Annotated in this window: 15 protein-coding genes; 13 read left to right on the forward strand and 2 right to left on the reverse strand. The window is 40.2% G+C overall.

Annotated elements, in window-relative coordinates; genetic code table 11:
* Positions 1 to 65 precede the first annotated feature (65 nt).
* Positions 66 to 875, forward strand: coding sequence for a hypothetical protein (locus LVD16_RS13905; protein ID WP_233774555.1), 810 nt, complete (start codon positions 66 to 68; stop codon positions 873 to 875).
* 18 nt (positions 876 to 893) lie between these two features.
* On the opposite strand, the gene LVD16_RS13910 is transcribed toward LVD16_RS13905, so the two are convergent.
* Complete coding sequence (locus tag LVD16_RS13910) at positions 894 to 2,123, reverse strand: MFS transporter (protein ID WP_233774556.1); 1,230 nt, start codon at positions 2,121 to 2,123, stop codon at positions 894 to 896.
* Positions 2,124 to 2,370: 247 nt separating this feature from the next.
* Between LVD16_RS13910 and LVD16_RS13915 the strand changes: the two genes are divergently transcribed.
* From LVD16_RS13915 to LVD16_RS13955, 9 genes are all read left to right on the forward strand, one after another.
* Complete coding sequence (locus LVD16_RS13915) at positions 2,371 to 3,531, forward strand: Gfo/Idh/MocA family protein (RefSeq protein WP_233774557.1); 1,161 nt, start codon at positions 2,371 to 2,373, stop codon at positions 3,529 to 3,531.
* Positions 3,532 to 3,560: 29 nt separating this feature from the next.
* The gene (locus tag LVD16_RS13920) at positions 3,561 to 4,613 is read left to right on the forward strand and encodes a sugar phosphate isomerase/epimerase family protein (protein WP_233774558.1); all 1,053 of its coding nucleotides are present in this window, start codon (positions 3,561 to 3,563) and stop codon (positions 4,611 to 4,613) included.
* Between the two features lie 73 nt (positions 4,614 to 4,686).
* Entirely contained in the window at positions 4,687 to 8,370 is a 3,684-nt protein-coding gene (locus LVD16_RS13925; RefSeq protein WP_233774559.1) for a 3-keto-alpha-glucoside-1,2-lyase-like domain-containing protein, read from the forward strand.
* Positions 8,367 to 11,732 carry a ThuA domain-containing protein gene (locus LVD16_RS13930; RefSeq protein WP_233774560.1) on the forward strand — a complete coding sequence of 1,122 codons (3,366 nt, stop codon included), beginning with the start codon at positions 8,367 to 8,369 and terminating at the stop codon, positions 11,730 to 11,732. The genes LVD16_RS13925 and LVD16_RS13930 overlap by 4 nt, the downstream gene beginning before the upstream one ends.
* 13 nt (positions 11,733 to 11,745) lie before the next feature.
* Positions 11,746 to 12,612: a sugar phosphate isomerase/epimerase family protein gene (locus LVD16_RS13935; RefSeq protein WP_233774561.1), complete on the forward strand. Its 867-nt coding sequence runs from the start codon at positions 11,746 to 11,748 to the stop codon at positions 12,610 to 12,612.
* A 21-nt stretch (positions 12,613 to 12,633) separates the two neighbouring features.
* Positions 12,634 to 14,901: a TonB-dependent receptor gene (locus tag LVD16_RS13940; protein WP_233768874.1), complete on the forward strand. Its 2,268-nt coding sequence runs from the start codon at positions 12,634 to 12,636 to the stop codon at positions 14,899 to 14,901.
* Positions 14,902 to 14,905: 4 nt separating this feature from the next.
* On the forward strand, positions 14,906 to 15,283 hold the full coding sequence (locus tag LVD16_RS13945; protein WP_233768875.1) for a transmembrane 220 family protein: 378 nt from the start codon (positions 14,906 to 14,908) through the stop codon (positions 15,281 to 15,283).
* 55 nt (positions 15,284 to 15,338) lie between these two features.
* Positions 15,339 to 16,868, forward strand: a complete 1,530-nt coding sequence (locus LVD16_RS13950) for an alpha-amylase family glycosyl hydrolase (protein WP_233768876.1) — start codon at positions 15,339 to 15,341, stop codon at positions 16,866 to 16,868.
* Between the two features lie 180 nt (positions 16,869 to 17,048).
* On the forward strand, positions 17,049 to 19,067 hold the full coding sequence (locus LVD16_RS13955) for a Cache 3/Cache 2 fusion domain-containing protein (protein ID WP_233768877.1): 2,019 nt from the start codon (positions 17,049 to 17,051) through the stop codon (positions 19,065 to 19,067).
* A 46-nt stretch (positions 19,068 to 19,113) separates the two neighbouring features.
* Here LVD16_RS13955 and pgi read toward each other — a convergent pair whose 3' ends face one another.
* Positions 19,114 to 20,760, reverse strand: coding sequence for a glucose-6-phosphate isomerase (gene pgi, locus LVD16_RS13960; protein ID WP_233768878.1), 1,647 nt, complete (start codon positions 20,758 to 20,760; stop codon positions 19,114 to 19,116).
* 235 nt (positions 20,761 to 20,995) lie between these two features.
* On the opposite strand from pgi, the gene LVD16_RS13965 reads away from it, so the two are divergent.
* The 3 genes from LVD16_RS13965 to LVD16_RS13975 all read left to right on the forward strand — a co-directional run bounded on the left by LVD16_RS13965 (position 20,996) and on the right by LVD16_RS13975 (position 24,759).
* Entirely contained in the window at positions 20,996 to 21,154 is a 159-nt protein-coding gene (locus tag LVD16_RS13965; RefSeq protein ID WP_233768879.1) for a hypothetical protein, read from the forward strand.
* A gap of 37 nt (positions 21,155 to 21,191) precedes the next feature.
* Positions 21,192 to 23,417 carry a GAF and PAS domain-containing protein gene (locus tag LVD16_RS13970; protein WP_233768880.1) on the forward strand — a complete coding sequence of 742 codons (2,226 nt, stop codon included), beginning with the start codon at positions 21,192 to 21,194 and terminating at the stop codon, positions 23,415 to 23,417.
* Positions 23,418 to 23,553: 136 nt separating this feature from the next.
* Positions 23,554 to 24,759, forward strand: coding sequence for a glycoside hydrolase family 88 protein (locus LVD16_RS13975; RefSeq protein ID WP_233768881.1), 1,206 nt, complete (start codon positions 23,554 to 23,556; stop codon positions 24,757 to 24,759).
* Positions 24,760 to 24,863 lie beyond the last annotated feature (104 nt).

The following is a 24,863-nucleotide window of genomic DNA, read 5'->3' on the forward strand; positions in this document are numbered from 1 at the left end:
TAAATCCATTCCATACATATTTTCCGTATACTTTATATCTTTAGTTTTTTAAACTCACGCGGAATATGTCAGGTAATAAAATTTTCACTTCATTATTAATTCTTCTTCTTATTTTTCAATTAACAGGTTGCAAGGTTAGCGGAGACCCTGAGCCTCAGATAGATTGCAGTCAATCTGGGCTAAAAGTAGAACTGCTAGAACTTGCGAATGTATCTGGTTGTGATAAGGAGGATGGGAGCATTACAGTGCAGGGATCAGGAGGAGAAGGTCAGCTCACATTTAATATTAATGGCGGTAGTTTTCAGGGCGATCCTAGTTTCGATAATCTAAAAGCAGCCACTTACTCTATTATAGTTCAGGATGAAAATGGATGTACGGCTTCATCATTCTTCACGGTAAAGACGGATGGTGCCAGCGTGGCCATTTCCGAGGTGCAGGTAGCAGAGGCTGGCTGTGGTTCTGCTGAAGGTAATTTGAGCATAATAGCTACAGGAAACGGAGAGGTAATGTATAAACTAGGTAACGGAGCCTTTCAAGCATCTCCGGATTTTACGGGCTTAACTAGTGGTAACTATGAAGTAACTGTGAAGGATGAGACCGGGTGTACTACCAGCCAGCAAGCATACGTTAATAGTGGAATCTCTTATGATGATGAGGTGAAGGCCATTATTACGGCCAACTGTTTTGGTAGTGGCTGTCATGATGGGGGCACAGGTTCATCTACAAATTGGACTAACTTTCAAAATGTGCAAAACCACGCTGCTCAGATCAAGTCTCGTACCCAGAGTGGATCAATGCCACCTAATGGATCACTGTCTCAGGATGAGAAAGATAAAATTGCCTGTTGGGTAAATGATGGAGCTTTGGATAATTGATCCAAAGCCCCAAATATTTTAAACCTCTTTATTTTTTACTTTATCTGTAAAGGTCAAGCCAAAGAAGGCCATAATGGCTACTGCAAATACTGCAGGAATAATCCAGAAGTTCTTCCATTGTTCAGGAGTTAGTGCATCAGCAGTACCCAGGAAGCTGTTATATAAAATTCCTGCTATCTGAGCGCCTATTAGCATTCCTGCTCCATAGGTTACTAATACCAGAAAACCTTGAGCCTGCCCTCTGATGGCTGCGTTAGATTTTTTATCTACATAAATCTGCCCTGTTACGAAGAAGAAATCATAGCATAATCCGTGTAGTAGTACGCCAACAACTATCATCCAGAATGCTCCCGCTGGAGCAGCAAATGCGAAGAATAAATACCTTAATATCCATGAACCCATACCAAAGATTAGCATTTTCTTTACGCCTAATCTGGCAAAGAAGAATGGTATCAGAATCATGAAGAACATTTCAGAGAACTGACCTAAAGACATGGTAGCCGCTGGTTTTTCGAAGCCAACATTAGTAATGAAGATAGGAGCAAAGTTATAGTATGCTGCCAATGGAATGCTTATCAAAAACGAGCTTATAATGAAGATTATGAATGATTTACTCTTCAATTGATTAAAAGCATCAATACCTAATATATTTCTTGCTGAAGTCTTTTCACCTGCTGCTGGCGGAGGCGTATGAGGCAATGTAAAGCTGTACGCTCCTAAAAGAATACTCGCGATGGCGGTAGTATACATAGGTAGAGGCGTAGCATCAGGTAGAGTATCTGTAACGAAAGATACCAATACATAGCTTATAAATAAACCAGAAACAATCCAGCCGATAGTTCCAAATACACGGATTACTGGAAATTGCTTTTCCTGATCCTGAATATTATGAAATGCCAGGGTATTACTTAAGCTTAAAGTAGGCATATAACACATATTATAAGCCAATAACAAAACTATAAATAGGGTAGGGTTATCTGTAGTTTGAGGAACAAAAAACATGATTACACCACCTAGTAAATGTAGTATGCCTAATACTTTTTCAGTAGCAAAATATCTGTCAGCTATCATTCCTATAAAGAAAGGAGCAATAATGGCAGCAATAGGATTTACCGTGTATGGCCAGTGTGTCAGATCAGCCATGTTGTTGGCTGTCATGTAGTTACCTATGGTCACGTACCAGGTGCCCCAGATAAAAAACTGTAGAAACATCATGGCGCTCAGGCGCGGAATTAATGATTTGTTCATATGAGGTTCAGATTTTTAATGGCGGATATTAATTCATTATTTTAACTTCTGCAAATTTTCTTCTAACTCGCAATCGTTTGTAAAAATTGTGAATTTTATCTATTTTCCCACCACCTCGCATAATAATACTTAACTTAACCATGCTATTAATGGAAATAAGCGCATGCCTATTTCCGTTTATATAAAAATTATTAGCTAAACCGTTTTATATATTTAAATTCCAATAATTCTTATAAATTGAAATTCAATGAATATTAACCAACGCAAGGTTAGAATGGGAATGGTGGGAGGTAGTAAAGACGCTTTCATCGGTGCCGTTCATAGAAATGCCGCTGCATTAGATCAAGAAATAGAACTGGTATGTGGAGCCTTTAGTAGCAATCCTGAAAAATCTAAGGAAACCGGCCAGTCATTATACTTACCAGAAGAAAGAATATACGCCACGTGGGAGGAGATGATAACTAAGGAAAGCAAACTTCCTGAAGGTGAAAGAATGGACTTCGTAGCCATAGTTACTCCTAATCATTTACATTTTGGTCCTGCCAAAAAAGCCCTGGAAAATGGCTTTCATGTAATGGTAGATAAGCCCCTTTGCTTTACCGTAGAAGAAGCTGAAGAGCTTAATGAACTGGTAGAAAAGACAGGATTGGTTTTCGGTCTTACTCATACCTATAGCGGTTATCCCATGATTAAAGAAGCTCGTGAATATGTGGCTTCTGGAAAACTCGGAAAAGTGAGAAAGATATATGTGGAATATCCACAAGGATGGCTTTCACAACCTTTAGAGGCATCTGATAATAAACAGGCATCATGGAGAACAGACCCGGGCAGATCAGGTAAAAGTGGATGTATTGGAGATATTGGTACGCATGCTGCTCATTTGGCAGAATACGTATCTGGTTTGCCTATCACCTCACTGAGTGCTCAGCTGAATATTGTGGTTCCTAACCGACGATTAGATGATGATGGTGCCATTTTATTGAAATTTGGTGGCGATGTTACGGGTGTGCTCATGGCTACCCAGATAGCAGCAGGAGAAGAGAATAACCTGAAAGTAAGAGTATATGGTGAGAAGGGTGGTGTAGAATGGAATCATGCTGATGCCAATACGCTGTGGGTCAAATGGTTGGATAAGCCTGCCGAAAAATTGAGAACAGGAAATGATTACTTATCTAAAGCAGCCAAGGCCAATACCAGAGTGCCTGCAGGCCATCCGGAAGGCTATTTAGAAGCCTTTGCTAATATCTACAGAAACTTCGCCATGGCCGTTCGTGCCCAAGTTTCAGGAAACAGTTTCGACGATCATACGTATGATTTCCCAGGGGTTGAAGATGGTCTGATGGGGATGAAGTTCATTGACCGGGCTGTAGAATCTTCCAATGAAGGAGGAAAATGGCTTGAGGTCTAATCTTTAAATTTTAAAAATCAACTTAATCTATGAAAACTATCAAAGGCCCAGCCTTATTTATAGCGCAGTTTTTAGATGATCAAGCGCCTTTTAATAACCTTAGAAATATAGCCGAATGGGCAGCAGGTTTGGGGTACAAAGCCATTCAGATTCCCACCTGGGATGCCCGCTGTTTTGATTTGGCCAAAGCCGCCGAAAGTAAAACCTACACAGATGAAGTTAAAGGTACCTTAAAGGAATTCGGCTTAGAAGTATCAGAGCTTTCCACTCATTTACAAGGTCAGCTAGTGGCTGTGCACCCGGCTTATGATACCATGTTCGATGGCTTCGCACCCAAAGAGCTGCATGGAAAGCCCGCGGAGAGAACCGAATGGGCTGTAAACCAATTAAAAATGGCAGCCAAGGCCAGTGCTAATATGGGCTTAAATGCCATGGCATCATTTTCTGGTGCGTTATTATGGCACACGGTTTATCCATGGCCGCAGAGGCCAGCAGGTCTGGTAAATACCGGTTTCAGTGAACTTGCCAAAAGATGGACCCCCATTCTGAATCACTTCGATGAGAATGGTGTAGACGTGTGCTACGAACTCCACCCAGGAGAGGATCTGCACGATGGTATCACCTTCGAGCGATTTCTTGAGGCTACCAACAATCATTCAAGAGCTAAAATCTTATACGATCCAAGTCACTTCGTGCTTCAGCAACTAGACTATCTGGACTTTATTGATATCTATCATGAGCACATAAAAATGTTCCATGTAAAAGATGCAGAATTTAATCCTTCAGGTAGGTCTGGAGTATATGGAGGTTATCAAGACTGGATAGACAGGCCCGGTCGTTTCCGTTCTTTAGGAGATGGGCAGGTAGATTTTAAACAGATCTTTAGCAAGCTGACCAAATACAATTATGATAGCTGGGCCGTGTTGGAGTGGGAGTGTTGCATGAAACATCCTGAAGATGGTGCCCGAGAAGGAGCGCAGTTTATCAAAGAACATATTATAAGAGTAACAGAAAAAGCATTTGACGATTTTGCAGGAGGGGAAGCGGATGAGGCGTCAAACAAAAAAATACTAGGCATTTAAAAGACAACCATTTAAAACTCGTAATTGAGCATGTAAAAACCCATGCTAACCTATGAGAATAAACACTTTACACATGAATTACAAATCTAAACTATTTCTCCTCATTGCTCTTTGGCTGGTTATAGTCAGCTGTGAGCGTATTGAAAAGGATACAGTGGCCACCCAAAGACCTCATGATCCGTGGGTATTCAGGTCAGTGCTTGATGAGCAACCAAGAATTGTTACTGTAGCACTCAATAAAAATATGTATGTGGCCTATGATGCTCGAGAAGGAGGAATCTACAAAGCCTGGAAAGGTGGAGTGAACTTTGACGGACCTGTTTATACAACCAAGCATGGACCGCAGCCAACCAGCAAGGGATATGCTTACTACGAACATAAGCTTACAGAACCAAACTGGGTAATCATTAAAGATGGTGGTGCCACAGAAAAGCCAGAGTTTCAGTTTAGAGGACATGAGTTCAAGGATGATCGAGTTTACATTAAATATGAATTGAAAGATGCTAAGGGAAATGTAATTCAGATTACTGAAAGCCCTGAGTATGTTCAAGATGGCAAGAAAAATGGACTTGAAAGAGTTTTTACTACCGCTAACGTACCTGATGGTGAAAAGGTAGGCCTGAATCTTAGCCTTACCTCATTAGAGAAAAAAGACGATTACAAAACTGATGGAAAGTTCACGGAAGGAAATCAGTCTACTCAAAACTATGAAAACGGTAGCACCATCACTATTGATGGTGTTTTGGAGTTAAAATCTAACGATAAAACAAGTCTTACCACATTCTATCATCCAGGTTTTGATGTTACTAATCCGGAAACAGCTGAAAAGCCAGAGAGTGAAGTAAGTGAATCTGTTTTAACCTTAGGCAAGCAGCTTATTGAAGGTAGCGACTGTAAAACATGTCATAACGAAACCAAGAAAACAATTGGTCCGGCCTACCTATCAGTGGCTGAAAAATATGAAACCAGCAAAGGAACGATCAGTGAACTAGCGGATAAAGTTATTAAAGGCGGTAAAGGTGTTTGGGGCGAAGTGCTCATGACTCCTCACCCTGACTTACAAAAGGCTGATGCGGAAAGAATGGTTACTTACATTCTTTCTTTAGATAACGAAGAGCCAGAAGAAGAGGCAGGCGAAGAAGACTTGATGTTGGGCGTTGGTTCTGTAGGACTAGCTTTAAGCGAAGAAAATACTGAATTAGACAGCAAAGACGCAGCAGTGCATGATGGTCTTGCTGCATTAATGTATATCTGGCATGATCAAAGTCTTCCTTTTGATAATATTGAAGAAAATACCAGCCCTGTACTTTCAGGCGTGGCTCCTGTAGTTCATTTTACTGATAAAACAGGCTTAGGAACTAGAAAAGACCGTGTTATGGTCGTTTTCCATGGTTATGTAGATATACCTGAAACTTCTAACTATGTTTTTAGATTAGTTTCAGATGATGGGTCTCAGCTATTTGTGAATGATAAGCATATCATAGACAATGGTGTAACACACGGTACCCAGGCCAGAGATGGTGAAGTTTACCTTCAAAAAGGACTTAACAAAATCAAAATACAGTTCGGACAAGGCGCAGGAGATGCTGCACTAAGCTTTCAGTGGGCTAAACATGGTGATGACAAGTTCTCAGTAGTGCCTGCTTCAGTGCTTAAGCATAAGAATGAAATGTTTAAGAAAGTGGTGCCTTATGTAGATCCAGGTAAACTAATGAAGAAAATACCAGGTGATCAGGCAGTACTTACTGCTGTGCACCCGGCGTTTGACCTTTCTCAAGCCAGACCGGATGATTTCCAGCCGAGAGTAGGTGGTATGGACTTCCTTTCTGATGGTAGAATCGTGGTTTGTACCTGGGATTCTGTGGGACCTGTTTACATTATTGACAACGTAAACTCAGGTGACCCTTCTAAAATGACTGTAAAGAAAATCGCATCAGGCCTGGCAGAGCCATTAGGACTGAAAGTTGTAGATGACGAGATTTATGTGCTTCAAAAGCAGGAACTTACAAAATTAATAGATCATGACGGTGATGAGATCATTGATGAGTATCAGACCGTAAGTGATGACTGGCGCGTTTCGGCTAACTTCCATGAGTTTGCCTTCGGACTGGTGTATAAAGATGGTTATTTCTACGCGGCACTAGCCACAGCTATTATGCCTGGTGGTGCCAGTGCTAAACCACAGATTCCGGATAGAGGTAAAGTGGTGAAAATTAGTAAAGAAGATGGTTCTTTAGAGTTTATAGCCCATGGTTTAAGAACACCTAACGGAATTGGTATTGGTGCTGATGGTGAAATATTTGTGGCTGATAATCAAGGAGATTGGTTGCCTTCAAGTAAAATTCTTCACGTGCAAAAAGGTGCCTGGTTTGGTTCCAGATCAGTGGATTTTGAAGGTACGGCTGATTTAGAGGAAACACTTCCATTAGTATGGTTGCCTCAGGATGAAATCGGTAATTCTCCAAGTACACCATCTTCATTGAATGTTGGTCCCTATAAAAATCAAATGATCCATGGTGAAGTTACTCATGGTGGTGTGAAAAGGGTATTCCCAGAATTGGTAGACGGTAAATATCAGGGAGCCGTATTCAGATTTGTTCAAGGATTAGAAGCAGGTGTTAACCGTATGGTTTGGGGACCTGATGGAGACCTTTATATCGGTGGCATTGGTAACCCTGGTAACTGGCAGCAGAACGGTAAGTTCTGGTATGGTTTACAGAGATTACACTACAATGGAAACTCTGTATTTGAGCCATTAGCGATAAGAGCAAAATCTAATGGTATAGAAGTAGAATTTACCGAGCCTTTAGCTGAGAATGCTGGCCGTGATGTAAATGACTATGAAATAAAGCAGTGGTATTATAAGCCTACGCAAGATTACGGTGGGCCTAAGTTGGACTTAGAAGTACTTAAAGTGCAGTCTTTAAATATATCTGAAGATCGTAAGAAAGTATTCTTTGAGTTGCCAGGCATGAAAGCCAATCACGTGGTACATTTCAGAATAGTGAAGCCATTCTTAAGTAGCAATAACCATTCATTATGGACTACAGAAGGTTGGTATACTATGAACAACATTCCTCAGGACAAGCCAGGATTCAGCAACCCTGTAAAACCTGCGGCGAATAATCAACTTACCGAAAAGGAGAAAGAAGAAGGCTGGAAGCTATTATTTGATGGTAAAAGTACTGATGGCTGGAGAAAATTCAAGTCAGATAAAGTACCTGCATCATGGAAAGTGAAAAATGGAGCTCTGGTTCTTGAAAAATCTGGTGATGGCGGAGACATCATTACTAATGATGAATATCAGGATTTTGAATTAGAATTAGAATGGATGATTTCAGAGGGTGGTAATAGTGGTATCATTTACTATGTAAAAGAGGGTGATGATTATGGCTATGTATGGAACACCGGTCTTGAGATGCAAATCCTTGATAATATGAGGCACCCTGATGGAAGATTTGAGAAGCACAGAGCAGGTGATCTTTATGATTTAATAGAAACCAGCTTTGTTACAGTAAATCCTCCAATGGAGTGGAACAAAGTGAAAATCATATCTAAAGGCGGTCACGTAGAGCAATGGCAAAATGGCTATAAAGTGGTTGAGTTTGATATGAACAGCGCGGCCTATCAGGATCTTATCAAAAACAGTAAGTTTAAAGATATGAAAGGCTTTGGGCAGGCTAAAAAAGGACATATAGCCTTGCAGGATCATGGTGATAAAGTGTGGTTTAGAAATATTAAGATAAAAGAACTTTGAAAACAATAAGGTCAGGAAATTGGATCAATAACAGCATAATTATGCTGTTATTGATTTTTAGTGTGGGATGTCAGCAGGAACAGGCTAGGAAAAAGCCAGCCGTATTAATCTTTAGCAAAACAGAAGGATACAGACATCAATCTATACCTAAGGGTATTGAAACTATCGAGAAATTAGCTCAGTCAATGGGTTATGAAACGGTAGCCACTGAAGATGCCGGCCTTATTTTCGAAGATACTTTAAAGGAATTCAGTGCGGTTGTATTCCTAAGTACTTCAGGTGATGTTTTAAATGATGTTCAGCAGGTTGATTTACAGAGGTTTATCCAGGCTGGGGGTGGCTTTCTGGGAGTACACGGAGCTTCTACCACTGAGTATAACTGGCCGTGGTACGAGCACCTGATAGGTGGATATTTTAAAGACCATCCGGAGGTGCAGAAAGCGACTGTCAAAAAGGTGTCAGGTCAGTCTATTCTTCCTGATTCAATTCCTGATCAATGGTCTGTTACTGACGAATGGTATAATTTCAAATCTCAGGACAGCACCATTAAAATTTTACTTACCCTGGATGAAAGCAGCTACAAAGGTGGATCGATGGGCAAAGACCATCCCATTACCTGGTATCATGAGTATGACGGCGGTAGAGCTTTTTACACAGCTTTAGGACATACTGACGAAGAGTTTAATAATAAAGAATTTAAAGCTATTCTAGCCGCAGGTTTAGAGTATGCTGTAGGAAATGAAAAGCTTGATTACAAGCAAGTGTCTTCTCCTCGTAAGCCTGAAGACAATCGATTTAGTAAACGCGTATTAGACTTTAATTTATACGAACCTACCGAGCTGGCAGTGCTGCCAGATAATCGCGTAATGTTTGTTCAAAGAAGAGGCGAAGTAAAACTATACAAGCCTGGCCATGACGGTACCAAGCAGATTGCCAAATTGGATGTATATCATGAAAATGAAGATGGTTTAATGGGGCTGGGAGTAGATCCAAATTTTGCCAAGAACCATTGGATTTATATGTATTATTCGCCTGCAGGCAGCGAGGCTGTAAACCGATTATCCAGGTTTACTATGAAAGGTGATGAAATACTCTTTGACACAGAAAAGATCATGCTATCTATTCCTGTGCAGCGAGAGGAATGTTGTCACACCGGAGGCTCCATTGCTTTCGGACCTGATGGAAACCTTTTCCTTTCTACTGGAGATAACTCCAATCCATTTGATTCTGAGGGTTTTAACCCAATTGATGAGCGCGAGGGCAGAAGTGCCTGGGATGCTCAAAAGTCATCAGCTAATACTAATGATCTTCGTGGTAAGATCTTAAGAATTCACCCTGAAGATGATGGAACCTACACTATTCCCGAAGGTAATTTATTCCCGAAAGGTACCCCGAAGACCAGGCCTGAAATCTATGTGATGGGTAATCGTAATCCATACAGAATAGCGGTAGATCAAAAGAACGGAACACTTTATTGGGGTGAAGTAGGACCAGATGCTGGTGAAACTGACAGCCTACGCGGTCCTCGTGGTCATGATGAGATCAACAGAGCACCAAAGGCTGGTTTTTATGGTTGGCCATACTTTGTGGGCGATAATAAACCTTATAGACATTATGATTTCACAACTCAGGAGCCCAATGCTTTCTTTGATGTGAATCATCCGGTAAATACATCGCCTAATAATACCGGCTTGAAAGACCTTCCTCCAGCTCAGCCCGCGCTAATCTGGTATCCTTATGCCGCTTCTCCTGAATTTCCTATCGTAGGTTCAGGTGGTAGAAATGCTATGGCAGGTACGGTTTATTACAGTGATCTGTACAAGGACAGTCCATATAAATTCCCAGATTATTATGATGATAAGTTGATTATCTATGACTGGATTCGTAACTGGGTTTTGGCGGTAACGCTAAATGAAAAAGGTGAAATAGTAAGCATAGAGCAGCTTCTCACCAACATGAAGTTCAGTAACATGATGGATATGGCCTTTTCTGATGATGGAGTAATGTACTGTCTTGAATATGGTAAGGGCTGGTTCCAGCAAAATATAGATGCCAGACTATGCAGAATTGATTATAATGCCGGAAACAGAAGGCCGATAATTGAAGTTTCGGAAGGTGCTTCTGTTGGTAGAGCGCCACTTACAGTTGATTTTTCAGCTAAAGAATCATATGATCCTGATCGAGATCCAATAAAATTCAAATGGTTGGTTAACAATCAGAAGAGAGCAGATGGACCAGACTTTAAATATACTTTCGAAGAACCAGGCGAATATTTCGTGAACCTTATTGTAACTGATGATAATGGAGGTTATTCTGAAGAGAAAAGGCTGGTAAGCGTTGGTAATGAGCCGCCAAAAGTAGAAATAGATATTGCTGGTAACAGCAGCTTTTTCTGGCCTGGAAGAAACGTAAAATACACCGTGAAGGTATCTGACTTTGAAGACGGAAGCACCGATAATACTATTGCTTCCAGTGAAGTACGTGTAAGAAGAAACTACCTGGAGAAAGGTCTTGATTTCACAGAAGTTAGCCAGGGGCATCAATTGCCTGCCACTGCTGATTTGGGTGAATCACTGATCTCTGATAGTGACTGTAGCTCATGTCATAAAGTAGATGGAGAATCCATTGGTCCTTCATTTAAACGTGTGGCAGAGAAATACAAGGAAGATCCAGGAGCAACCACCTATTTGGCCAACAAGATTATTAAAGGTGGTGGTGGTGTTTGGGGCGAGCAGGCTATGTCAGCCCACCCTTCGTTAGACCCTGATGATGTGGCTAAAATGGTTAAATACGTCATGTCGCTGTCTAGTTCTAAACCTAAGGAGCCAGGCTTGCCATTGGTGGGTACGTTTAAGACTTCAGATCCTAAACCCGATAATCATGAAGCCATGTATATCTTATCTGCCAGCTATGTAGATAAGGGCGCAGATGTAGGTCGTTTGCAAACAGTGGAGCAAGTGATATTACGAGATGTTCAGATGGAAGCAGGCCATTACAGTGAGGCTCATGAAGTATCAGAGTTTAGCCAGAGTAATGGAAACGTCATCATTAGCAATATTAAAAATGGCTCTTATCTTCGCTATGATAATATTGATTTTACTGATGTTAATTCACTGTCACTCCACATGGACTTTAGAAACAGCAGCCTTGTTGGAGGTAATGTACAGGTGAGACTTGATGCATTGGATGGTGAAGTAATAGGAGAGGGGCCTTTCCAGGGTGAAAACTGGGAGGTAATTAATGTTCCTTTGAATAAGTCTACAGGAAAGCATAACTTCTACCTGATATTCACTAACACCCAGGGAAATGACGAAATTTTAGGCTTCCTTGACTGGATTGAATTTAATATAGATAAAAACTAAACCTCATAAATAAATGCATAATCGCAGAACCTTTTTAAAATATAGTGCCGTAATAGGAGCAGGAGTATTGACGATGCCCTCTTGCATGGGATCAACTTCACAAGCCACTGGTATTCAGCTTTATACACTAAGAGATGAGATGGGCAGCGATCCCAAAGGTACCTTAAAGAAAATTGCTGATATTGGTTATAAGGAAGTAGAATCAGCAGGTTATGGTGGTCGTAAATACTATGGTTTTTCAGCTTCAGAGTTCAAAAAGATATTGGATGATACCGGACTGAACATGGTCAGCGGCCATTACATGACAGGCCGAATTAACGGGGACCAGCAAGGCAGCCTCAGCAATGGCTGGGAGCAGGCTGTCGAAGATGCAGCTACTGCAGGTCAAAAATATATGGTAGTAGCATATTTGGTTGATGAAGAAAGAAAGTCTTTAGATGATTATAAAAGCCTAACCGACCTACTTAATAAATGTGGTGAGACTTGTAAGAAAAGTGGCATTCAGCTGTGCTACCATAATCATGATTTTGAATTCAAGAGCTTTGATGGTACCGAAGGGTATGATGTACTTTTGAATGATACTGACGAAGACCTCTTGAAAATGGAACTTGATCTTTTCTGGGCTACCAAGGCTGATAAAGATCCTGTGAAATTGTTTGAAGCTCACAAAGGTCGTTTCCCATTATGGCATGTAAAAGATATGGATGCTGACGGAAACTTTGCCGCAGTAGGCACCGGATCAATTGATTTTAAAAGGATCTTCGATGCCGCAGGTGCATCAGGTATGAAGCACTACTTTGTGGAGCAAGATGTGATAAAAGGAGATCATATTCAGACCATTACGACTAGCTATAAGAACGTACAGAAAATCATTTCATAAGACTCAAAAGATATTTTTTGAATGAAGTATTTTTTACTGCTAACCATGCAGTTCACGTGCCTTTTAGGGTGGGCACAAAGGCCTGAGCAGTCAATCAGAGGCCATATATATGATGATGTCAGTGGAGCCCCAATAGAGGGTGTGGAGATAAGCTTGAAAGATACAGAGCCAGCTAAAGGCGCCGTTACAGATAGTAATGGCGCCTTTGAGTTGACTCAAGTATCTGTAGGGCGGTATATAGTGCAAATAAGCCATATCGGATATCAATCTCAGGCATTTGACTTGGTGCTGGATGCCGGCAGGCCATTCTCATTAGAAGTGAAATTGGAAACGTCTGTCAACGAACTGGATGAGGTAGTGATCAAAGAAGAGCCTTATATCTCAAACCCTAATGAAATTGGCAATCGGTCTGTTACTATTGAGCAATCGAACCGATTTTCGGCCAACTATATGGATCCTGCCAGGGTAATGATGACTTTCCCTGGAGTAATGCCGCAAAATGATCAGAATAACAACCTGATTATCAATGGTAAATCACCCAATAGTGTGCAATGGAGGCTTCAGGGAATGTATATTGTGAATCCCAATCACTTGGCCAATGCTGGAACCATCAGCGATCAACCAGCTTTGAATGGTGGTGGCGTTAATATGATCAGCACTCAGATGCTCAGCAGCACTGATTTTATGACGCCTGTATTTTCGGGGCCTTATGGTAGCGCCAGTTCAGCCATTGTGAATATGAACTTCAGACCGGGCGATAAGTATGAGAACCATTACACATTGCAAGCGAGCCTGATCGGAATTGATGTGGCCGCTGAAGGACCTATTAAAAAAGAGAAATCATCTTTTCTTGCAAACTATAGATACTCAACCGTTGGTCTTCTAAGTAAGATGGGAGTTGATTTTGGTGGTGAAGAGATTGATTATCAGGACTTTTCTTTTAACTATGATGCTAATCAGAAAAAAGGAGGTAAACTCAATATCTTTGGTGCTATTGGTACTTCTAATAATGATTTTACACATTTAGAGTTTGAAGAATGGGAGTATGATAAGGACAGTACAGATGTGAAATACCATTCCACCGAAGGCGTGTTGGGAATTACTGAATTACTGCCATTGTCGTCTAACACCTCGCTCTTTTTAGGCACCACTTTTTCGGGTACTAAATCTAAAAGAGAAGGCTTTTCCGTAGGCCGTGACGGTGAGCGAGTGGATCAATATCAGTTATATGAAGGCCAGCAAACTCTATGGTCTAACCGATTAGAGTTATCTGCAAAATTCTCTAATAAAGTTTCCTTGCAAACGGGGGCTGTGGTTAACATAAGTGATTATGAAATCGATAATGTTAACTCTTCTGAATTAATGTATCCTGAAAAAATAGTCGATAATTCTATCGTAATGGTTCGCCCATATGCTACTGTTAACTGGGCCGTATCGCAGCATTCGAGGTTAAAAGGAGGCGTGCAATATTACCATACTGATGTGGCTAACGATAACGCTGTTTTACCTAGCGTATCGTATAATTATACTTTTACCAATGGTGATAATTTTGTTATACAATATGGTATTCAGGCTCAGCGTATGTTAGATGCTAACTACACCAACCATAATGAGCTAAAGGCTGCTAAGTTCCACCATGCCGGAATAGGATATAACATGCATTTTAAGAATCATGTATTGTTCAGTGAAGTCTTCTATGAGCATTTTTATGACGTACCAGTCACTTATTACAATTCTCCATTCTCTGCACTTAATGTGTTTGGTGAGATAGTGAGTGATGGATTAGTTAATGATGGAGTAGGCAACTTTAAAGGGGTGAATATGAGCTTAGAAAGACCCATGCAAGATGGGTATTACTATATCCTCAGTACTTCATTTTATGATGCTACCTACGAAGGTAAAGATGGTCTTGAGCGAGAAGCAAGGTTTAATGGGAAATATACCATCAGTCTTACAGGAGGTAAAGATATTTATAAGGAAAAGGATGGTGGTGTGCTCAGAACTATTGGCATCAACGGTAGAGCTTACTACGCTGGTGGGCACCGAGACGTGTCCAGAGGTTTTTATTATAATGAAGATCGCAGGTTAGATGATTATAAACGATTGGACCTGCGCATTACCTTTAAAAAGGAAAAGCCAAATTATACCCGAACTATCGGTCTTGATTTGCAAAACGTATTCTCATTTCAAAACGAATGGTATGAATACTATGATGCTCGCAAAGGAGAGGTGGTAACTAAAAATCAATTGGGCATTATTCCTGTAATTTTGTATAAAGTAGAATTTTAAATGTATGAGAATATTAAGTTTAGTATTTGCCTTGCTGTTTTTTGCTTTTGCAGCACTACAATGGAATGATCCTGATCCATTACTCTGGATACTCATTTATGGTTATGTAGCTGTGGTAGCTTTGCTGGATTTTCTAAATAAGACCATTAACCCTCTAATCATTCTTATTTCAGTTATAGCAGGGTTTCTATATAGCTTTTTCTATTTACCAGGATTGATAGATCTTTTAGATAGAGGAGGGTTCAACCAGCTGGCAGCGGAGATGCATGCATCTACCATGTACATAGAAGAGTCGCGCGAATTTCTAGGTTTACTTATTGCTTTAGGTGTACTTTTGTTCTATTATTTTAGATACAAAAGGAAATACCATGCTACTAAATAAACCAGGACTAATTTGCCTTGTTTTATTCTTTGTGTTTTTAACAGGATGCAAGGAAATGGAACAAGAAGAAAAAATGATTGATTCGTGGCCTAAAAATGGCCTTACATATGAGATTTTTGTGCAGTCATATTGTGACTCTAACGATGATGGTATAGGTGATATAAAAGGAATGGAGTCTAAGCTGGACTATCTGCAGCATCTGGGTGTAGAGGCTGTATGGTTAATGCCTATTATGCCTTCTCCTTCCTATCATAAATATGATGTTACCGATTATAAAGCCATTCATCCAGACTATGGTACCATAGATGATTTTAAGGCTTTTGTAGATTCTGCCCATCAGCACAATATAAAAGTGGTGATAGATCTGATTATCAATCACACTTCTGATAAGCATCCATGGTTTTTGGAAGCTATCAAAGGTGAGGATAACCCGTACAGAGACTATTTTGTATGGGCCAATAAAGATTCCATTGCAGAAGAGATATCAAAGAAGGAAACCACCTTCGATTCAGATAATATCCAGCAGTGGCACGCCGTAAATGGCGATGAAGAAGGCGAACATTACTATGGCTTTTTTACTGGTATGATGCCAGATCTTAACTACGACAACCCTAAGGTAAGAGAAGAAGTTTATGACATCGGTAAGTTCTGGCTTTCTGAAGTTGGCGTAGATGGTTTTAGACTAGATGCTGCCAAGCATATTTACCCTGATGACCGAGCTGAAGACAGTCATGCTTTTTGGGAAGAATTTCAGCAAAAGATGCAAGAAGTAAAGCCTGATGTGTATTTGGTAGGAGAGGTTTGGGCTAATACCGAAACACAAGCTCCATATGCCAAAGGTTTCTCGGCACTCTTTAATTTTGATCTGGCTTACAGTATTTTAAATACGGTGAATGAAGGCGCTGATCAGTCAGCATTTGTATCTGGGCATAGCTTGGAAATGAATAAGGAAAAGTCTTTGGTTCAAGGATTTATGGATAATCAAAAGGCTTTCCAGAAGCTAAACAAAGATTTCATTCTGGCTACTTTTCTCAGTAATCATGATCAGAACAGAGTAATGAGTGTACTCGGAGATGACCCCGCTAAGGCCAAGGTAGCCGCATCTATTCTACTTACATTGCCAGGTGCACCTTATTTGTATTATGGTGAAGAAATAGGCATGAAGGGTATGAAGCCTGACGAAAATATAAGAGAGCCCTTTTTATGGGATGTGGGTGAAGCCGATACTGGCCGAACCAGCTGGATGGAAGCGAAGTTCACTACAGAACAAACGGTAGCACCACTAAGTGTGCAATCTAATGACCCTAACTCTGTTTATAATCATTACTTAAATATGATTCACCTGAGGAGAACAAGTGAGGCTTTGACCAATGGATCTATTTCTATCATGGACTTTCAAAACCCGCAACTAGTGGCATTTGTAAGACAAGCTGAAGGGCAGACTCTGTATGTGGTACATAACATATCGGCTGACGCACAGGAGCTTAAGGATGAGTTGCTAGACGGGAAAGAAGTGCTGTATAAGTCATTTGAGAATGAGGATATCAAGGAATTGCCAGCTTATTCTACCATTATTCTTAAATAATTTTTAATTGATCTAAAAAAAGATAAATACACCTTGCTCATGTAAGGTTTGAACTCTTTTAAAAAATCGCTAGTTTAGATGATATATATAAGATCGTCTTACCAGCGATTTTTTTTATTTTGATCAGACCTAAGCCGTTACTCGAAACCACCAGGTTTTTACTTACTAACAACGGCAACCATGACACGACTAATCCAATTTTTCAAAGGGAGAATTAGGCATAAGATTGTATTTTTTAATGCATTAATCCTCATCATAACCCTCTCCATTGTAGCATTTCTCGTTTATAACAGTCAGAAGAAAAGAATAGTATCTGAGACTCGAAATCAGATGACTATTCATTTACAGGATATGGTAGATCTGCTTGATTTGCAGATCAAAGAAAAGCAGCTCCAGGTAGATATTTCTTTAGAGATAGCTCGAGATCAGTTTAATAAAAATGGCCCTTTAACCCGTGATAGCATTACTGTAACCATGGAGGCGGTCAACCAGATTACTAAAGGATCTTCTGAAGTTACATTGCCAGTCTGGAAAGTGGGTAATAAGCAGATTCATAATAACAACGAAATAGTAGATGAAATTCAAAGGCTCACCGGTCAAACAGCTACCATTTTTCAGAAAATAAATGATGGCTATCTCAGAATCTCCACCAATGTACGTAAGCTTAACGGAGAGCGTGCTGTCGGTACCTATATACCGAACTCCTCAGAGGTAATCCAAACTATTGAGCGGGGAGAAACCTTTAGGGGCCGTGCCTTTGTGGTAAATGACTGGTATCTTACTGCCTATGAGCCTATTAGGTTAAATGGCAATATTGTAGGCATCTTGTATGTAGGTGTAAAAGAAAAGGATCTTTCTTTTCTTAAAGAGAAGTTTTATGCGAAACACTATATCAAATCTGGATATCCATATTTGCTTACCAAGGAGGGAACGCTACTCATAGATCCTTTGCATGAGGGCGCCAGTGTACAGGATATGACCTGGTTTAGCCGAATGCGCAACGAGAAAGAAGGAGTGATCACCAACCAGTGGGGTGGTAAAGAAAATCAGACTATGATGCATTTCTTTACGCATTATAAGTTTTTTGATATGACCCTGGCCATTGCAGTTCCTAAAGCTGAGTTGCTGGATGATCCTCTAAATTCTCTCAGAGATATCATTTTCATCGGACTCAGTATCATTTTAGTGGGTTTTTTAGTGCTGGTTTCCATATTTGTGCGCCAACAGGTGGCCCCGCTACAAGTCATCAATGATCAGCTCAGAAAAGTGGCTGATAGAAAGAATGTAGAGCCTTTGACTATCGATAGAGAAGATGAAGTTGGAACCATCAACGAATCGTTGAATAAAGTAATTCGAGGCTTTGAAGGAACGACTGAGTTTGCCAAGGCCATTGGAGAAAGGAAGTTCGAAGTAGAATTTAAGGCCCTCAGCGATGAGGACGTGCTAGGTCAGGCTTTGATAAATATGAGAGATAGCTTGAAGCAAGCCGCCGATGATTACGATCAGCGAAACTGGATCAGCCAGGGGCATAATAAGCTAAATGCTATTATAAGGGTAAATCAGGACTCTATTCAGAATTTGTGTAAAGCATTATTGCCAGAGCTAGTGAGTTATGTAAATGCTTGCCAATGCGGTGTATTTGTGCAGGAGCAGGAAGGCGATAAAACATACCTGGAGCTTAAAGGAACCTACGCCTGGGGAAGGCACAGACACAATACGGGTAGAATTGAAGTAGATCCCGACATGGCACACAGCCTTATCGATCAGGTATTCCTTGAGAAGAAGTACATAGTCATGAATGACCTGCCTGATGGGTTTGTGAATATTACCTCTGGTCTTGGTGAGGCCAATCCTAATAATATCATCATTTTGCCATTGATCTATAACGATGAGGTGATGGGAGTAATGGAAATAGCCACCTTTAATAAGATAGATCAGAAAATAGAAGAGTTTTTACAGCAGGTGGCAGAGAGCATGGCGTCTACTATTGAATCATTGATTACCAATGCCCAGACTAAAAAGCTACTGGAAGAAACCCAAAAGAAAACCAGTGAAGTAACTTCTATGGAAGAGGAGGTGAGACAAAACCTTGAAGAAATGCAGGCTACAAATGAAGAAATGAATAGAAAAGAGAGGGAGTATCTTTCTAAAATAGCCGAGCTGGAAGCTAAGTTAAAGGAGAAAGAGGACGAAAAATAAAAGAAGTCATTCTCAAGAGCCATCAGCTCTTGAGAATGCTTATAATTTAAGCTTTAAAAGCCTTGTATTGATTGATCAACCCATTAGTAGAGCTATCATGTGATGTAATCGCGTCTGTTCCGCTAAGCTCAGGTAATATCTTCTTGGCCAGTTGCTTACCAAGTTCTACTCCCCATTGGTCAAAGCTAAATATGTTCCATATGGCTCCCTGAACGAATATCTTATGCTCATACATAGCGATAAGACTACCCAATGTTCTAGGAGTTAATTGCTTGAATAAAAAGGAGTTGGTTGGTCTGTTGCCTGAGAATTCTTTGAAAGCTGTCAAGAAATTCTTGTCTTCCTCAGACATTCCAGAAAGCTCGCTTTTCACTTCCTCTTTAGTTTTTCCATTCATCAAAGCTTCAGTCTGAGCAAAGAAATTGGCCATTAGCTTATCATGGTGGTCTCCAATAGGATTATAACTGATAGCAGGCGCAAGGAAATCGCATGGAATAAGCTTAGTTCCCTGGTGAATTAGCTGATAAAAAGCATGCTGGCCATTTGTTCCAGGTTCACCCCAGATAATAGGACCTGTTTGGTAGTCAACGGCCTTACCGTTTCTGTCTACTGATTTACCATTACTTTCCATATCACCCTGCTGGAAATAAGCAGCGAAACGATGCATATACTGATCATAAGGAAGCAAAGCATGTGACTGCGCACCGTAGAAATTGTTATACCAGATGCCTAAAAGACCAAGAATTACAGGGATATTCTCATTAAAGTCGGTTGATTTAAAGTGATTATCCATAGCATGAGCACCTTCTAACAGTTCTTCGAAAGCATCATACCCAATGGTACAAGCTATTGAAAGCCCAATAGCAGACCATAAAGAGTATCTTCCTCCAACCCAATCCCAGAACTCGAACATATTCTGTGTATCGATGCCGAATTCAGAAACAGCTTCTGCGTTTGTAGAGATGGCTACAAAGTGCTTTTTAATATGCTCTTCATCAGCAGCCTGTTCCAGGAACCATGATCTGGCAGTGTGCGCATTGGTCATCGTTTCTTGAGTAGTAAACGTTTTAGAGGCGATCATGAACAACGTGGTTTCAGGATCAGCCTTCTTCAAAGTTTCTGCTATATGAGTACCATCTACATTGGATACAAAGTAGGTGTCAATATTTTCTTTCTTAAACGGCTTCAGTGCTTCTGTTACCATTACAGGGCCAAGGTCAGACCCACCAATACCAATATTAATAATGGTGTTGATAGACTTGCCAGTATACCCTTTCCAGCTGCCGCTGGTAATGGCATTAGAAAACTCTTTCATTTGAGCCAAAACAGCTTGTACAGCAGGCATCACATCCTTTCCGTCCACCTTAATCTCACTGCCAGACATATTACGAAGAGCGGTATGAAGCACAGCTCTTTTCTCAGTAGCATTAATCAGCTCACCTGAAAACATACCTTCAATGGCTTGTTTCAGCTGAGTCTCTTTGGCTAATGATATGAGTAAATCTATAGTTTCTTTTGAAATTCTATTTTTAGAATAATCAAAAAGTATGTCTTCAAATTTCAGGGTAAATTCTTCAAACCTCTTAGGGTCTTGAGCAAACTGCTCTTTCATTTGAATTTCCTGTGTACTGGAAAAATGGTCGCTTAGTTTTTTCCATGCATCCGTACTAGTTGGGTCTATATTCGGGAACATATTATTTCTTTTTTGTGTCTCTAAGGGGCGAATTTATAAAAGTGAAGCCAACTATGAGCAGAAATTAACAGAAAATTAAAATCAGGAGTTCACCTTTTAGAGGTGTTTAGTATATACCTTTATCCAATTCCACAGGATGGAAAAACTTCCAACCTTTGGAAGCCAGATTTTTTAAACTTAGGTATATTTTTTAATTAAAATCGTTTTAATCAATTGGCACAATTATCATTAGAAAATGGAAAAACCTAGCATGATAGAGATAGTTAAGAGTTTGTGGAAAAAGATCTGTGCATTCATCAATGGCGATAATGATGATGACCAGGATTATGGAGAGAGAGCAGCACTAAAGCCCGTTTATGTGCAGAGTAGGTCAGGGAATTACGGCCGATTTTAAAGAATTAATAACCAACTAAATAATTTTTACATAACATATGAAACTTCGTTCATCTGTATACATTACAGCGGCGGTTGCGGTGGCAGGAGCGCTTATAGCATTGATGGTTTTTTGGGTACAGAAAAAAACTATAGATACCTACGATACCTACATGCCTTATGTGACATTAGGTAATAATGTAAAAAACATAACAACAAAGTCTCATCTATCATTTGAAAAGTATACATCAGGAGATCAAAGCGTTGACCTGAAGGAAAAGGTTTTTGAACCTTTAAATGAATCTCTGAGCGGATTAATGGATGCTAAGAGGGCACAGCAGACAGATTTAGACAAATACGCGATGCTGAATGATGAGCACGTATCCAGACTCATTGATCAAAGCATTGTAAGTGTTGAGAATCTGAAGTCCTTATCTGTTAAAAAGCAGGAGTCTGCAGAAGACGAAAGTATAGACCGATCTTTTAGCGCCGCTTATGACCATTTGCAAGTAAATATTAACGAGCTGGTAGACCACGTTACCAATAAGATGGAAACTGAGGCCGCCAATCTGCAGTTGGTCTCTATTGTAATCACAATATTGATTGTAGTAATATTTGTACTACTATGCTGGTTCATATTCAGAATGCAGAACAGAAACGAGACAGTTTCTAAAGAAAATAAAGAAAAGCTTAAGCATGAGAAGGAGAGAATCGATAAAATGACCGTTTTCGTTGATTCAATCACTTCTGGAAATTTTGAGAACGATCTGGAGTTAGATGCTGAAAAAGATGCACTAGCTGCCACTTTGAGTAAAATGAAAGGTCAGCTTCAAGCTAACCAACAAGAAGATAATAGAAGAAACTGGATCAATACCGGACTGGCTAATTTTGGAGAATTACTTAGAAGTGACGCTGAGATGGCCACTTTAGGTGATAGTATTATCAGTAATTTGGTTAACTATCTTAAAGCCAATCAAGGGGGCCTTTTTGTAATTGAAGGAGCGGATACCAGTGAGCCTTACTTGGAACTAAAGGCGGCATATGCTTATCAGAGAAAGAAATATGTAGACGTTAAAATATATCCAGGCCAAGGTCTTACAGGGCAGTGCTGGATTGAAGGACAAAGAGTGTTCTTAAAAGAGGTGCCTGATGACTATATGAATATTACTTCAGGTTTAGGAGAGGCGCTTCCAAGCTGCATCTTACTCATTCCACTAAAGATCAATGATGAGACTTATGGAGTGTTAGAACTTGCCTCATTCCATGTGTTTGAAGATTTTGAAATAGAATTTGTAGAAAAACTAGCCGAGAGTATTGCTTCTACCATATCTAATGCGAAGATAAATTCCACCACTCAGGAGTTGTTGGAGTCTAGTCAGGAACAATCAGAAATGCTTAGAGCTCAGGAAGAGGAGATGCGTCAGAACATGGAGGAACTACAGGCCACTCAGGAAGAGATGGAAAGGGTTTCTACTGAGATGAGAGAGCAAATCAAAATTATAGACATGACCATGGCTACTGCAGAGTTTGATATGTCAGGCCATGTAAAAGAAGTGAATGATAACTTCCTCAATCTGATGGGCTATACTAAAGCGGAGGTGATTGATAAACATCATAGAATGTTTGTGAATGATGAGGAGAAGAATTCTGCTGAGTATGCTACATTCTGGGAGAAATTGAATAGAGGAGAATCACTGAATGCCGAATATCACAGAGTGGCTAAAAATGGTGCCGATGTTTGGATCAAAGGTATTTATACTCCTCTTTTAGATAAGACCGGAAGACCGGTGAGAGTAGTGAAGTTTGCTCAGAACATTACCAAGGAGAGGCAGCAGCAGAGAAATCTGGCTAAGATTGCTAATGAAATGACTGAGCAGTTAAAAGTGATCAATGCTACCATGTCTACTGTAGAGTTTGATCTGAAAGGTAATGTGATTGGTGTGAACAATAATTTCCTTGATTTATTGAGCTACACTAAAGAGGAGATCATGGGACTAAACCATATCTCATTGCTACCTCCTGAAGAGCAAGATGTCGAAAGACATGTAGAGTTCTGGGCTGATCTCGCGACAGGTCAATCTTACAATAATGAGTTCAGACTTAAAACAAAAGGAGGCTCAGATGTATGGATAAAAGGTATGTATAGCCCCGTGTTAAATAATGAAGGTGAACCTCTTAAAGTACTCACCTTTGCTTATGACATCAGTATAGAAAAAGCTCAGCAGGACATGATGATGGATCAGCTGAAAGAACTAGATGAGTTAAAAAGAACCTTACAGGTTTAAAAAATTCCCTTATAAATTAGTTGTTAGAATCACGCTTCATCATGAGGCGTGATTTTTTTGTTATTGGTGTTTTGACCTTCCTAAGTAGTTTTGGCTGGAAAGTTTGAGTTATATTAGTTGCAAACTTATTCCTATCATGAATCTACGCACTCTAAATCTTGCTCTGGTAGCACTTATTTCGTTTCTTTTTGCCTCATGCACTTCTAATAAAGAAAATGCCAAAGAACCCATTAATCAATTAAGCTTAAAGGAAATCTGCGAACAAAACTTAAAAGAAGCAGCTGATAACTACAGTTATATGGCTACCCAACTTCCTGCTGGTCAGTTTCCTAAAACGTTCATTGATGGCAAGCTGGAAACCAGCGGTAGTGACTGGTGGTGCAGTGGTTTTTATCCAGGAGCTCTTATTTACCTGTATCAAAATAGTAAGGATACCACGCTGCTAAATGAAGCAAAACGCATGCTGCACCTCTTAGAAAAGGAACAGTATAATACCTCAACTCATGATTTAGGCTTCATGATGTTTTGTAGCTACGGTAATGCTTTGCAAGTGGAGAATGACTCTACTTACAAATCCATTTTAATAAATAGTGCGAAGTCACTTTCTTCAAGGTTCAATCCGAAGGTGGGATGCATCAAGTCCTGGGATTCTAAGCCTGAAGACTTCCTGGTGATTATAGATAATATGATGAATCTGGAGTTATTGTTCTGGGCCACGCAAGAAACGGGTGACTCTAGTTATTACAATATTGCTGTTACACATGCGAACACCACTTTAAAGAATCATTTCAGATCAGATAATAGTTCTTATCATGTGCTCAACTATAATGCGGAGACGGGCGCAGTGCAAGAAAAGAAAACAGCACAAGGGTATGCTGATAGTTCTGCATGGGCCAGAGGTCAAAGCTGGGGTTTATATGGCTACACATCCACCTATCGTCTTACAAAAGATAAAGCATACCTGGATCAGGCTGTGAAGATCGCTGATTTTCTCTTGCAACATCCGAATCTGCCAGAAGACAAAATTCCTTACTGGGATTATAATGCTCCGGACATCCCTAACGCCCCACGTGATGCATCCGCAGCAGCTATTATGGCTTCTGCCTTATTGGAATTGAAGGATTACGTCCAGGAGGATAAAGCACAAGCATATGTCCAAGTGGCGGAAACTATCATCAGAAATTTGTCAGCAGATCATTATCGTGCTTCCCCGGAAGAGGTCGGAGGCTTTATTCTAAAGCACAGTGTAGGGCATAAGCCTGCAGGCTCGGAGATTGATGTGCCTATTACCTATGCAGACTATTATTATATAGAAGCCATGAAGAGGTATCTCAATGACTAGAATGTTAAAAAGTGTTAAAAACTGATAAAACCTTACATCCAATTCAGGAATTGGATTCCAATTTCTGGACAAATTAAAATTGTATGGAAAATTAGTATATAGCT

The organism is Fulvivirga ligni, assembly GCF_021389935.1.
Classification (GTDB): domain Bacteria; phylum Bacteroidota; class Bacteroidia; order Cytophagales; family Cyclobacteriaceae; genus Fulvivirga; species Fulvivirga ligni.